Below are 12,873 nucleotides of genomic sequence, written 5' to 3' on the forward strand. Positions count from 1 at the left end.
CCGGGGGTAAATTATAACGACAAGAAGGTCAGTGAAGGAAAAGGGGAATTGATGACAATGAAAAACTTTCCTTCGTTCATCAATGAGAAAAGCAATAAACAGCAGGTTCGGGATTATTTGAAAGCTATTTCAGCGGCAAACAAAAAGATAAGTAAGCCTCAGTTTCACGTAGTGATTTCTACCAAATTTCAGGAACACTCCAAAGAAGAACTAGCAAAGATTGCCGAAGTATTTATGGATGAAATGGGATACGGAGGCCAGCCCTTTATTGTGGTCTTTCACAATGATACAGAGAATAATCATGTTCATATTGTTACAACCAGAGTTGACAAACAGACAGGAAAGAAGATTAATGACAGCTTTGAAAAGCTAAGGTCTCAAAAGGCGTTAGGCGATACTTTAGAAAAAATTTATGGAATTCAATCGCAGGTTGCGTTAAACAGGCTTTTGAACTATAAAACAAGTTCTGTCCATCAATTGAAAAGCCTACTCGAGAGAAATGGCTACCAAATGAGCAAAATTACAAATGATGACCAATCTTTAACCATTCTCAAAAACGGCGTATTTCAGCGAACAATATCAGAAAATCAGCTGGCGTTTGTCAATAGAAATGAGGAGTACAGAAAACGGCAGCTTCGAGCAATTCTATGGAAATATAAAGATATTTATTCCAATAAAATTTTCAAAGTCGAGGATTACAGGAAACAAGAAGCAATGCTTCCAGAAGAAAAGCGAAAGGAAAAACATGAGCTTATTCCGAAGATTGAATTTGAAAGTGAGCTTCAGAAAAAGTTGAGAGATGTCTTTGGGATAGACTTGATTTTTCATCATAGCGATGAATATCAACCTTTCGGTTACACTTTAATAGATCATAAAACAGAGTCAGTCTATAAGGGAAGCGAGATCATGAAGATGAGTGAGTTGTTTGAATTTACTTCTGAAAAAATAGATAAGAAACTGTTTGAAAGTCTCAAAGACTACAATGTTAGGGACGGTGATAAAAAACAAATTTTATTGGATTTTTTTAACAATCAAAATCGAGATAATGAGGTCAAAGCTTTTATGCTTTTTGAGAATAAAAAACTTAAAAACAAAGAAACATTTCGTGCGATCAGAAATGATGTAAAAGAATATCTGAAGACACAAAATAAGAATGAGGTCAGTATTGTAAAGTCAGAAGACGGAAAATATTATGCTATTCACTCCAGATTGCACTATATAGGAGAAGTGCAAGCTTTGATTGGAGAGAAGCATTATCAAAAATTACTGGATCCTAAAATACACGTTGCATCAACTGCTGAACACAAACAAAAAAATGAACTGGACACAGCTTTAAACGAAATGCTTTTTGAACTACGTAGAAGTTCAGGCTTAGCAAAAGATCCCGCTGAAGATGAGCTTAAAAAGCGAAAAAAGAAAAGGAAAAGGTAAGACTTAGTTTAGCTTCCAATCAATTAAAACAATAATTAAAACGATGATAATCACTTTTGCTACACAGAAAGGAGGAACAGGTAAAACAACGTTAGCTATTGCTTTTGCCAACTTCTTATCAATTTCTTCAGAGAGAAAGGTCAATGTATTTGACTTTGATTTTCAAAAATCTTTTTACCACAAGTGGAAAGAAGATGAGCCTCTTGATATCCCCAAGCTTTACGAGGTGAAGATAATCGATGAGGAGAATGAAGAACCTGTTTGTGATTTTGAAAATCTTATTGAGATGAAAGAAAGTGATGAGGTTTATCTTTTTGACCTTGCAGGAACATTGGATGCAAAATATAGCGACCTGCTTATTTACAGTGATTTTATCGTTATTCCTTTTGAGTATTCAAATGTCTCAGCAAAATCGACATTGGTCTTTATTAACTTTTTAGGATTGATTGAAAGTCAGGCAGAACGGGTATTTATTCGGTCAAAATATGATAAAGGCTATAAGTATCAGAATCAGGAAGGAATGGATGCTGAGATTAGTAAGTACGGGGTCTTATTAAAAAGTCCGGTATTTAAAAGGAATTGCCTGCAGACGATAGATACTAGGAAACTGACCTACGAACAAAAATATGCCGTTAAAAATTCCTTCCTGGAATTAACAGATTATATCAATAAATGCCTTGAAATTACTTTATAACCAAAATCCTTAATACTTTATAAAATGAATAAAATAATGATCAGCATTATTACTGTTTATCTGCTCTATTATGCAGGAAATACGATCTACGATCTTTATCTTAAAAAGGATAATTCCAAAAAAAAGGACGACACCGAAGAATACTCCTTCAAAGAGTTTGTTGACGGGAATGCAGATGAGATAACAGAAGTAAGTATCGATGACGTAGAAAATATTAACACTCCTCAGTCATTTAATAAAAAAGAACTGTTCTCAGATGCAGGTGAAAGTTTGGATGAGAATAATGATCTTGAATATTGGCGAAACAAATTCGAGTCTGAAAAAGATGTCGACAGTTTTGATGAACGATCTCAAGTGAATCAACAACCTGAGAAAACAGTAAAGATTGCTATCTCTGACGAGTCTGATAATTTTCAAGAAGAAGTTGTAGTAGATCAACATGCATCAAAATATGAATTCTATCAGAAGCAGTTCTATCAATTCCTAAACCTTGCTGAAACCAGTGTACAGGTTCTTGCAGACCGTGACGGTTACAAGGTCTATCAATCAATAATTTAAAAGCTTAATCTACATCTTTCAACACCCAATGATCCGCCATAATATGGTGGATAGCACACCCCTTATGCCTTTTTCTGGACTTAATAATACAATTTTAACCATAAATATTTAATCATTATGAATTACAAGAGTAAGCGTATTCTGGTCTTTACAAAATTATTTACAGCTGCATTATTACTCCTTGCCGTAACACCAATTTTTGCTCAGGGCGGCGCAACTGCGATTTCCAATGCAGCGAATGACATCAAGGATTATTGGGATCCTATCAAACTGATTCTAAAAGCAGTCGGAGGGTTGGTCGGCTTCATCGGAGGTTTGAGAGTTTACAACAAGTGGACGAATGGCGATCAGGATGTCAATAAAGAAATCCTGGGCTATGGAGGTGCGATGATCTTCTTGTTAGTAGTTCCGGAATTCGTAACAGCATTCTTTGCCTAATATGGGTTTCTATCTCTACAAGGGGCTTAAGAAACCCCTTGTATTCTTTGGACTCAAAGGGAAATACATCTTCCATGCAGTCGGTGTCATCGGAGTGGGTGTCATCGCAGCACTAATTCTTTCGAAATTCGGATTACTGGGTTCTCTATTAGGGATTGCAGTAACAGCAGGAGGTGTTTATCTCATTTTCAAAAGGCAGGACAAGCACGGTCTTTATGCCAAGACCAAAAACTTCAATCAGATTTTTATTTTTCCTAAGAGGATGATCAATACTAAGCATTTAAACCAAAACAAACCGGAAGGGTTTAAAATCAACAATTAAATAAATCAAAATGAAAATGAAAAAATACGCATTTGACATACCCTTTATTGGGTTCGACTATGGGAAAGATTTCGGGTGGGATTTTGATGTTTTGTTTGGGCAGTACGGAAATCCGATTATAGGCATCCGTATAAAAAATGCTGTTAATCAATATTCTGCTGACCCGGATAATTATTTGAATTTCCATACTGTTTTAAACCAAGTGGTATCCATTATTGGAGAGGGTAGGATTGTACAAAAGCTCGATATTTTTTCAAAGAAGAAATATAGTGCAGAACAGTCCAATCAATTTCTACAGCAAAAATACTCAGAGCATTTTGATGGCAGACTTTTCAAGACGATTGAAACCGTACTTTATTTGACAGATATCGTTGATGATAAGCTGAAAAAGAAAATGAAACACTATCATTTTTCCGATAAAAGCTATAAAGAGTTAAGGGACAAATGTCAAAAGATCGTGATGCTGTTGAAACAGAATGATTGCGAACCCCAGTTTTTATTTGAAAAAGACTTTGAATATTATATATCAGGTATTCTATCAATGCAGTTGTCTGATGTTCCGAGTTTTGACAACATTAAAAGTACAAGTGAATACCTACAGATAGGAAATCGATTTGTTAAAAATGTTTCTTTTGTCGATGTTGAAAATATAGATCTTCCTTCTGAAATTGAACCATATTCTGTTCTAGGAGGTAATGGAGCTGCATCTGAAACAGCTGTTGATAATTTTACATTTATCAATGAACTGGAGGATTATGAGACTATTATCTATAATCAGGTCATTACGATCCCTCATCAGGCACAGCAGCAAAGAGAGCTAGACAAGAAAAAGAAAAAGCATGAGGGAGCGGCTAACAATTCTCCATCCAATGCGATCATAGCGGAAGAAATCCAAACGCTTCTTCACAATATTGCTGTTGACGGACAATTGGTTGTGAATGCTCATTTTTCACTTTTGTTTTCTGCAACGACTTTAGAGGCAATGGAAAACATCCAGTCGATGATTGAAAATAAGCTTTTCACAAAGGGGATCATCGTTTCCAGAAATGCATACAACCAGCTGGAACTCTTTCGCTCAGCTATTCCGGGGAATGCTACAGAGCTCAGAGAGTACGATCTTTTTATGACGACAAGCGAAGCGGCCTTGTGTTTTTTTTTTAAGGAGAGTTACCCCGTGAATGAGGAATCCAATTTTTATTTGAGGTTTACAGATCGGCAGGGTGTTCCGTTGAAGGTCGACCCTGCTGACCTACCCATGAAGATTGGGAGGATCAATAACCGGAACAAGTTTGTTCTTGGTCCAAGCGGATCGGGAAAAAGTTTTCTGATGAATAATATCATCGAGCAATATCTCACCTATAATTATGACGTGGTTATCGTTGATACAGGAGATTCTTATTTGGGAACCTGTAAATATAAAGGCGGCAGATACATTCAGTACACTGAAGAAAAACCCATTACAATGAATCCTTTTCTAATGGACAAAAAAGAATTCAATATCGAAAAGATTGAGTTTTTAACAAATCTGATTTTCTTAATCTGGCAAGGTCCTGATGCATCGATGTCGTCTGCACAAAAATCAATTTTAGACAATGTGCTGATGTCTTACTATCATCAGTATTTCAATTCTGGAACTCCTTGGTATCATGATAAAAGCTCAGAGGAATTAATCCTCTATTTAAATAAATATAATATTCACGAAGAAGATATCTATGCTGAACATGAGAATGAAGTTAAAGGACAACGTACCTATTATGATGTTTTAGAAATTGCTTTCAATGCATCTTCTGAAGAGATAAAGGAAGCTGGAAGAAAATTGCTGAAATTTTATCATCCAGATAAAAATATCAATAATCCTGATTATGACAGCGGTTTGTTCTATACCATATATGAAGCTTATGATACATTGAATGATGAGGTAAGACGTAGAATTTATAACGAAACCCAACTGATCCTTGTCAAATCGAATGAGATTATAAATCACTCAAAAACAGACGAGCATTGGAGTGAGTCGTTCAGAAAAGCGATTATCAAAAAAATTAGAGAACTTGAAAAAAAGTTGGAGGCCAAAGAACTTTCATTTAATGGTTTCTATGATTACTGTGATCGATTCCTTCCTCTGTATCTGAACAATAAAAAATACAGTATCACGGAAAGGGAATTTAATTTAAGAACATTTCTGTTTGTTCTGAAGGATTTTTATAAAGGTGGGCGTTATGGAACTACACTCAATGAAAGTGCCGACAACACCTTGTTTGACGAATCATTTATCGTATTCGAGATTGATAATGTAAAAGATAATCCAAAGCTTTTTCCCATTGTGACTCTCATCATCATGGATACGTTCATCCAGAAAATGCGATTGAGAAAAGACAGAAGGAAGGCTCTGATTATCGAAGAAGCATGGAAGGCAATCGCCAGTAAGCTGATGGGTGGATATATCCTTTATCTCTATAAAACAGTTAGGAAGTTCTGGGGCGAAGCAGTTGTGGTAACACAGGAGCTGGATGATATCATTGGAAATGCCGTGGTAAAAGACAGTATCATTAACAATTCTGATACGTTCATTCTTCTTGACCAGACCAAATTTAAAGACAATTTTGACCGCATATCAGCCTTGCTTTCCTTAAATAAGGTGGAGCAGAACAAGATTTTCACCATCAACAATCTTAACAACAAATCCGGAAGAAGCAGGTTCAAAGAATTTTATCTCAAACGGGGCTCTAAAGGAGAAGTGTATGGAAATGAAGTTTCGATAGAACAGTACCTGACGTATACTACAGAAAAACCGGAGAAATCAGCGGTGGAGTACTACGTTCAGAAATATGGAAATTACGATGAAGCACTCAGCAGAATTGTATCGGATTTAAAAGAATTTGGAGAAAGTCTAGAGAATCTTGTATCACTGGTCAATCTGTACCAAAATCCCTTGGATTCAAAACTTGATTCTTTTTACAAAATGATGAAAAGTGAAAATAAAGGGAAGAATGTTTTCAAAATTATCACTCAGGACTTGGAAGACCGCCAAATCAGTTTCTCAGAATTAATCAACAAAAAATATCACCATGAAGAAGCTTAGTGTAGTCTTTTTAGGATTCGGGAGTTTTTTACTTGCTCAGAATACCTACATCGATCCAACAGTGACAGCTGCAATGATATTGTATTCCGAAAATCTAAAGGCCAAGCAGAATGATGTGATAGAGGAGACGTCAAAGTTGAAAGATGCACAATCTTGGGTAGGAACCCAAATGGTAGCGGCGAATGATATTCAGAATAAGATACTGAAAGGTCTTAAAGAAGTTTCCGGAACTCTGCAGAACGGTATTCAGGTTCAGCAGATTTACTCTGAGCTTAATAAATGCTACGCGTATTCCTCGGAGGTTGTTCAGTTGGCTTCGGAGCATCCGCAATATGCTATTTTCGGAATAAAAGCTTCACAAAAAACGTATGAGCAAAGCCTGAAAATCATCACAGATATTTCCGATATCCTTACTTCCGGAGAATTGAATTTGGCTACAGCCGGAGACCGCTATAAAATTCTGCATAATATTTCGGGTAATGTGAAAACTCTTAAACTGTGGCTTTTGGCTATCAAACTACGGTTAGAAAAAGCGAACAGATTAGGCTTTTGGAATTCGATCAATCCTTTCGCAGGATACATTAATACGGACAAAGGGATTGTAGAAGACATCATGAACAGATATAAGAAAAATTTTTAATACTGATGGGATGAAAAAGATTTTTAAAATGGTATCCTTTCCATTGGTGTATATCTTAATTACTTCTTCCGGTGGTAGCTCAACACCAGCATGGCAGAAGGAGAATGTTTCTTTTCCGATGATGGATCTTGAGATCAATGCAACGATGAAGGAACATGGCAGGCAGAAAGAAATGAGACAAAATCAAACGCTGAATGCCACGGTTGAAACTGCTAATCATGCGCAATGGAAAAGTTTCAAAGATAAAGTTACCAAAGTACAGGACAGACTGCGAATTGTCTCTTTTGCGATTCAGGGTATACCCACAGGAATTGCAATAAGTAGGGAAATAACGAAAATAACAGATAATCAGACTGCTATTATTCATGAAATCAATACAGCACCTTTTTCTATCATAGCTGTTTTGCCTTCCCAAGTGCAGTTTGTCGATGATCTACAGATGGTAACGAGGTTAATTACCGGGATTATCCTGTCATACGGAGCGATTAATCAGATGGAAAAATCTGAACGTAAGGTTTTACTGGATTATGCTTTAAGTGAAGTTAAAGCTATCAGTAGAAATTCAACCTCTATGCTTTTAAAGATTAGGGATATCAAAGCGAAAGTTTTAAGAAATAAAAGAGCATTTCAATACTACGTCAACAGAGATAAGCAAGTAGTGGAAAGTATAATGAACAATATCAAATCCTTTTAAAATGAAATCGAATAGTATCTCCTTTCAGCCGATGAATGTATTTCGCGAAGTCCTTAATGGATGTGTAAAAGATATGAGAAAAAAAACAGTAATCTTTGTAATAGTTGGATTTTCAGGCTTTCCCATAAAAAGCCAGCAGATCGTTATCAATGATAAGCTTTTATCCCAAATCACAGTAAATCATGGAGTTCGATTAGCAAGTGAGCAGGCTTTCTTAGATTCCTATAAAAAGCAAAAAGAACTTTATGAAGATATCAATAATAAAACTGCTCAAGTAATTGCGATCCAGGAATACATCTATCAACAGCTTAAAAATGTTAATTCAGCCCTTACCCAAAGTAAGAAATTGATGTATCTGTATCACTATTTGGGCAAGATCGTGACCAATTCCAACAAGATGCTTAACCTTTCTGCTCAACATCCGGAGTATGCCGTGCTAATCTCGAAGTATTATACAGAAATAGGTAAGCAAACTTTAAAACTTCAGCAGGAAGTTACCCAAGACATACTGAATGAAGATAAAGATTTTCTTATGGATGCGATGGATAGGGAAATGTTGATTGAAAAAGTATTTTCTAGGGTTAGAAATATCAATGGGAATATTCTCTATATCATCTTACGATTGGAAAATGCCAAGAAGATCCCTTATCTGTACCAGGTTCCGATACTCAGAAATTACCTCAATATCGACAAAGCTATTGTCGGAGACATTATCCAAAAATACAAACACATATTCAACTAAACCTATGGAAAATCTATTTACAAAAGGAAAATTTTTCCTTTTATTATTCATTGCAGCAAATCTATTTGGACAAAGTGTAAAAAGATTGAATGATCCTGCTATCGTAGCACAGCACAAGAGAATGACTTTTGAAAGCTGGGGGGACTGGAGGCCTTATCCTAAATATTTCCTTGGAGTACAAACCAATTTTGCATACGCCACGGTATGGGGAATGTGGGCTCCAAAAATCAACAGAGAGTATAAGGATGGTGATGATATCAGACCACTGAAACCAACTGGAGAACAGAATTTAAGACTGGCGCAGCTGAAGTTTCAGGAGGAAGAAGCAAAAAAGATCAAAGCTGCTTCCGACACTATTTATAAAAGAAGTGTTCAGGATTTCGCTCACTGGACTTCAGCAACTGTCGATGCCGATCCTCTCTGGTTACTTTACTACAAACGGATGCTAAAGCCCATCACGGAATTTCCGGATACTCCACAGAATTTTGTTGAATGGAGGCTTAAAGATCAGCAGACCTATGAAACGCTTTCCACCACAGGGACATTAAGAAGGCTGCAGGAGGAATTGGATCTTATCAAAGAAAAATATTCGATGTCCCGGACGATGGATATGCCAAGAGGAAAACGCTTTGTAATGTATCACGAAACACTGATCAGATGGAGGAAATTTATTCAGGAATTAAAAAAGCACAATGATAAAACGACACTGCTTTTAGACTATAAGAATATTTTAAATAGCCATTTGCCTACAGCACTGCCTGCACAATCAACTTCTACTTCAGATAAACAAATTGTTCAAGAGGTGATGCTGAAATATAAACACAAATATTAGATATGAATAAATCAATCACAAATACTTTTTGCTGTCTGGCTTTATTACTGCCGGTTTTTGGATTTGCGCAAACCGATAGTGATTACAGTAATCTGCTTCAGTTTTTGAAAGGCGACGGTGCTTTTGAAAAATGGTTTATGGAAGTTTTTACAAAACTGGATAACAGCGTACAAGACAGTGCACAGGGTTCTGCATTGGTGGGAAGAGCTATTGGTGGTTTGGGTGCATTAATGTACTTGGGATACATGGGATGGCAGATGGCCGCAGGAGACAGAGAATGGGAAATTATACCGATGCTGAAACCGGTCCTTATTGGATTCACGTTAGTGTACTGGACAGGATTCGTTAATCTGCTCCAGGCACCTTTTGAAGCCATTGCTGAACCTGGAATTGCCATTTTTAGTGACATTGAATCTGAGGTCAATGATCTAAGGATCGAAAGATTTAAAAAACAACAGCAGTTATTGGATGCCGTTATCAAACTGAAAGCCGAAGAAGATGCGAAGCAGGAGGTCATTGAGAATACCACTGAAGATGCTGATGATTCATGGTTTGACATCAGTGAGGGACTGGACAAATTAATTCAGCCTATCAAAGAGTGGTCGATAAGAATGGAGTTCCAGATGCAGAAATTAGTTGCAGAACTCATTGAATTTTGTTGTCTGTCAATTCTCAGAGTGTGTGTGTATTTCATCTTTTTTATTCAGAAGATTTGGGCATATATATTAATTATTCTAGGTCCTATTGCTGTCGGTATGGCATTGGTTCCAGGATTTGAAAACTCTTTCTATAGCTGGGTCTCAAAATTCATCAATATCAATCTGTACACTTTTGTAGCCTATACCATCATCAACATAGGTCAACAACTTATTGCATCCGGCTATACAATGGAAATTGAACGGTATGACACACTTCTAAGCAATGGAACTATTACCAATTTAGACGCTTTGATGGTCTATGTAAGTAATTCGGGAATGATCTATAATCAACTCTTTACCTGTGTTGCTTATATCGTGACAGGTATCGGAGTTCTGATGACACCAACTATCGCAGATACAATCGTGACTGCAGGGGGAGCCGGAGTAATGACAAAAGTGAAAAGTGCTGTAGGTAAAATGTCAAGCGGTGCAAAAACAGCCGTGTTGGCTGCCAAGACGGGAGGTGCTACCGCAGTTGCTGCAACGGTAAAATCTTCTGCTACAGGTTCTGCTTCGGGAAGAGTTCAAGACGCTATGAAAAATGGAAAATAATCCCCCTTAAAATATCTGAAAAATGCTTATAAAAAACTTAGAACAAAGAATAAAGATCAATAAGATAGTCTCATTAGGAGCGATTGCATTTGCCTTTTTAATTGTCATCGCTGGATTTTTTTTTGCTTACAGAATGATCGAGGATTCCAGAAAATCGATCTACATTTTGGATAATGGAGTTCCTGTTCTTGCTAAACAAACCGACGTTCTTCTGAACAGACCGGTAGAATATAAAGCTCAGATCGAATTATTCCATCGACTTTTCTTTACGCTGGCTCCTGATGATTCCTATATCAAAGAAAATATTCAAAAATCATTATACCTCATTGATGACAGTGGAAAGAAAGAATACACCAATCTTAGAGAAAAAGGCTTCTACAATCAGATCGTTGCTTCCAGTTCAATGGTAAGTATTCACACCGATTCTATTTTGCTGAATAAAGAAAATAACAAATTTCAATTTTTCGGAAAACAGATGATTACCAGAAAATCTTCCGTCATAACCAGAAAATTATTTTCCGAAGGATTTTTTGAAGACATCATCCGTAGCCCCAATAATCCTCATGGCGTACTGCTCAAAAACTGGCGGATTATTAATAACGAGGAACTTTCTAACCAATCTAAAAATTCTTACTGAAATGAATGCATTTTTAAAAACGACAGGTCAGAAATGGTTGTTATGGTCAGCCAAAAATCCTAAGAAATTTTTTACATATTCCATAGTCTTCCTATCATTTTCTTTCATCATATCCCTATTACAAGGCATTTTCTTTCCTTCTGATATACCATTTAAGATAAAACCACCTGTTCTTTATTCGAAAAGTACTGTAGCCCAAAGTAATCAAGGAAAAAATGATAAGGAAATGGAGAAAATTGTAGGCGAGCTGCAATTGTTGAAAGTAAAAAGAGACCGAAAGGAATTGTTGAAAGAAGACAGTTTGCGAATAGAATATCTGTTTAATCAATACCAAAAATTTAAAAATGGACATTAAGAAAATCAACTTCAAAGAAAAAAGATATGTTCTGCCACTCCTTGCTTTACCATTTATTTTTCTCTTTGTCTACATCGGTGCTCAGTTTGTGAAAGGAGAAAAACCTGAGGAAAAACCAAAGGAGCTGTCGCTGTCTCTCGGAGAAACTCAGGATTCTATTATGACCAAAAACGATGCTTATGATGCATTCTTTAAAAAAGACGACAATAGAACTATGCTTGACGGATTGGGAAAGGAATCTGATAGCCTTTTGAATTACGAAGATCAGTTATCCTTTGCTCAGAAACGACGAATAGATTCTTTAAAAGCGATCACTTCCAGACAAGATCAATATCAGGCGAAGGGAAATTTATCATCTTATTACGATCTCAAGCAAGAGAAAGAGGGTCAAGATTATAAAAGATCATCCGAGATTATTAAGATGCTGAATGACAAATCCTATGGAAAACCTGAAAGCAATTTTCAAGCTGAGAATTCCAAACGAAAGGAACAAACTGTACAACATGATCCTGTAAAGTATCTGAAGCAACAGATGCTGGTCATGGATTCTTTGGAGAAAGCAAGAGATCCTGAATATCAGAATAAACTCACCGCAGAAAATAAACTCAAAGCTAACAGAGAAAAAATGGAAGAGTTCCTGAATACTACATTCAATGTCAGCAAATCGGGTATTAATACTGCTTTTAATGCGGTTTATAAAGAAAGGGACAACAGTTTTATCAAGGCTTTAATTGATGAAGATAATAAAGGATTTTTAGGAAGCAGGATTAGATTTCGATTATTAGAAGACATTTTTGTTGGAAACAGAAAGATTTCTAAAGGTTCCATATTGTATGGCCAAATCTCGGGATTTACCATGCAACGGGTTGATCTTAAAATCATTTCTGTTTTTGGTAAAGGAGAAATATTCCCTATTAACCTTTCAATTTACGATGTCGACGGGATGAAAGGTCTGTATGTTCCTCAAAGCGTATTCAGAGATATGATTCGTGAAATGGGAAGCAATTCCGTTCAGGGCACCCAGATGGATATGGGAGGAGAAGGATTTTTTACAACCATCGGTTCCAAATTATTTACATCCACCTCTAAATCTATTGCCAATCTAATTAAAACCAACAAAGCCAAGTTGAAGTACAATTCTTATGTATTTCTGATTGACGAAAAACAATTGAAAGAATCTCAAAACCAAACCAAACCATAA

General features: G+C 36.3%; 14 protein-coding genes. All 14 read left to right on the forward strand.

Annotated features, from left to right (window positions below; genetic code table 11):
• Positions 1-57: 57 nt before the first annotated feature.
• On the forward strand, positions 58-1,431 hold the full coding sequence (locus tag OMO38_RS17250; RefSeq protein ID WP_319804256.1) for a relaxase/mobilization nuclease domain-containing protein: 1,374 nt from the start codon (positions 58-60) through the stop codon (positions 1,429-1,431).
• A gap of 43 nt (positions 1,432-1,474) precedes the next feature.
• Complete coding sequence (locus OMO38_RS17255) at positions 1,475-2,125, forward strand: ParA family protein (protein WP_264751432.1); 651 nt, start codon at positions 1,475-1,477, stop codon at positions 2,123-2,125.
• Positions 2,126-2,149: 24 nt separating this feature from the next.
• Positions 2,150-2,683, forward strand: coding sequence for a hypothetical protein (locus OMO38_RS17260; RefSeq protein WP_264751433.1), 534 nt, complete (start codon positions 2,150-2,152; stop codon positions 2,681-2,683).
• 117 nt (positions 2,684-2,800) lie between these two features.
• Positions 2,801-3,121, forward strand: a complete 321-nt coding sequence (locus OMO38_RS17265) for a DUF4134 domain-containing protein (protein WP_264751434.1) — start codon at positions 2,801-2,803, stop codon at positions 3,119-3,121.
• A gap of 1 nt (position 3,122) precedes the next feature.
• Positions 3,123-3,443: a DUF4133 domain-containing protein gene (locus OMO38_RS17270; protein WP_264751435.1), complete on the forward strand. Its 321-nt coding sequence runs from the start codon at positions 3,123-3,125 to the stop codon at positions 3,441-3,443.
• Positions 3,444-3,459: 16 nt separating this feature from the next.
• Positions 3,460-6,522 (forward strand): TraG family conjugative transposon ATPase, encoded by a 3,063-nt coding sequence (locus OMO38_RS17275; RefSeq protein ID WP_264751436.1) that lies wholly within the window; start codon positions 3,460-3,462, stop codon positions 6,520-6,522.
• Positions 6,509-7,162, forward strand: coding sequence for a hypothetical protein (locus OMO38_RS17280; RefSeq protein ID WP_264751437.1), 654 nt, complete (start codon positions 6,509-6,511; stop codon positions 7,160-7,162). The genes OMO38_RS17275 and OMO38_RS17280 overlap by 14 nt, the downstream gene beginning before the upstream one ends.
• Positions 7,163-7,172: 10 nt before the next feature.
• Positions 7,173-7,856, forward strand: coding sequence for a hypothetical protein (locus OMO38_RS17285; RefSeq protein ID WP_264751438.1), 684 nt, complete (start codon positions 7,173-7,175; stop codon positions 7,854-7,856).
• Position 7,857: 1 nt separating this feature from the next.
• The gene (locus OMO38_RS17290) at positions 7,858-8,598 is read left to right on the forward strand and encodes a hypothetical protein (protein WP_264751439.1); all 741 of its coding nucleotides are present in this window, start codon (positions 7,858-7,860) and stop codon (positions 8,596-8,598) included.
• Positions 8,599-8,602: 4 nt separating this feature from the next.
• A complete protein-coding gene (locus tag OMO38_RS17295) occupies positions 8,603-9,430 on the forward strand; it encodes a hypothetical protein (RefSeq protein WP_264751440.1) in 828 nt (275 codons plus the stop codon).
• A 2-nt stretch (positions 9,431-9,432) separates the two neighbouring features.
• Complete coding sequence (locus OMO38_RS17300; protein WP_264751441.1) at positions 9,433-10,680, forward strand: type IV secretion system protein; 1,248 nt, start codon at positions 9,433-9,435, stop codon at positions 10,678-10,680.
• 22 nt (positions 10,681-10,702) lie between these two features.
• Positions 10,703-11,317: a conjugative transposon protein TraK gene (gene traK / locus OMO38_RS17305; protein WP_264751442.1), complete on the forward strand. Its 615-nt coding sequence runs from the start codon at positions 10,703-10,705 to the stop codon at positions 11,315-11,317.
• A gap of 1 nt (position 11,318) precedes the next feature.
• Positions 11,319-11,672 carry a hypothetical protein gene (locus OMO38_RS17310; RefSeq protein WP_264751443.1) on the forward strand — a complete coding sequence of 118 codons (354 nt, stop codon included), beginning with the start codon at positions 11,319-11,321 and terminating at the stop codon, positions 11,670-11,672.
• Positions 11,662-12,873 (forward strand): conjugative transposon protein TraM, encoded by a 1,212-nt coding sequence (gene traM, locus OMO38_RS17315; protein WP_264751444.1) that lies wholly within the window; start codon positions 11,662-11,664, stop codon positions 12,871-12,873. Before OMO38_RS17310 ends, traM begins: the two co-directional genes overlap by 11 nt.

The sequence above is a fragment of the Chryseobacterium kimseyorum genome (assembly GCF_025971945.1).
Lineage (GTDB): Bacteria > Bacteroidota > Bacteroidia > Flavobacteriales > Weeksellaceae > Chryseobacterium > Chryseobacterium kimseyorum.

Bases quoted from the DNA above. Each gene is read 5' to 3' on its own strand.
- OMO38_RS17250 (WP_319804256.1), top strand. From the start codon at position 58: ATGAAAAACTTTCCTTCGTTCATCAATGAGAAAAGCAATAAACAGCAG.
- OMO38_RS17255 (WP_264751432.1), top strand. From the start codon at position 1,475: ATGATAATCACTTTTGCTACACAGAAAGGAGGAACAGGTAAAACAACG.
- OMO38_RS17260 (WP_264751433.1), top strand. From the start codon at position 2,150: ATGAATAAAATAATGATCAGCATTATTACTGTTTATCTGCTCTATTAT.
- OMO38_RS17265 (WP_264751434.1), top strand. From the start codon at position 2,801: ATGAATTACAAGAGTAAGCGTATTCTGGTCTTTACAAAATTATTTACA.
- OMO38_RS17270 (WP_264751435.1), top strand. From the start codon at position 3,123: ATGGGTTTCTATCTCTACAAGGGGCTTAAGAAACCCCTTGTATTCTTT.
- OMO38_RS17275 (WP_264751436.1), top strand. From the start codon at position 3,460: ATGAAAAAATACGCATTTGACATACCCTTTATTGGGTTCGACTATGGG.
- OMO38_RS17280 (WP_264751437.1), top strand. From the start codon at position 6,509: ATGAAGAAGCTTAGTGTAGTCTTTTTAGGATTCGGGAGTTTTTTACTT.
- OMO38_RS17285 (WP_264751438.1), top strand. From the start codon at position 7,173: ATGAAAAAGATTTTTAAAATGGTATCCTTTCCATTGGTGTATATCTTA.
- OMO38_RS17290 (WP_264751439.1), top strand. From the start codon at position 7,858: ATGAAATCGAATAGTATCTCCTTTCAGCCGATGAATGTATTTCGCGAA.
- OMO38_RS17295 (WP_264751440.1), top strand. From the start codon at position 8,603: ATGGAAAATCTATTTACAAAAGGAAAATTTTTCCTTTTATTATTCATT.
- OMO38_RS17300 (WP_264751441.1), top strand. From the start codon at position 9,433: ATGAATAAATCAATCACAAATACTTTTTGCTGTCTGGCTTTATTACTG.
- traK (WP_264751442.1), top strand. From the start codon at position 10,703: ATGCTTATAAAAAACTTAGAACAAAGAATAAAGATCAATAAGATAGTC.
- OMO38_RS17310 (WP_264751443.1), top strand. From the start codon at position 11,319: ATGAATGCATTTTTAAAAACGACAGGTCAGAAATGGTTGTTATGGTCA.
- traM (WP_264751444.1), top strand. From the start codon at position 11,662: ATGGACATTAAGAAAATCAACTTCAAAGAAAAAAGATATGTTCTGCCA.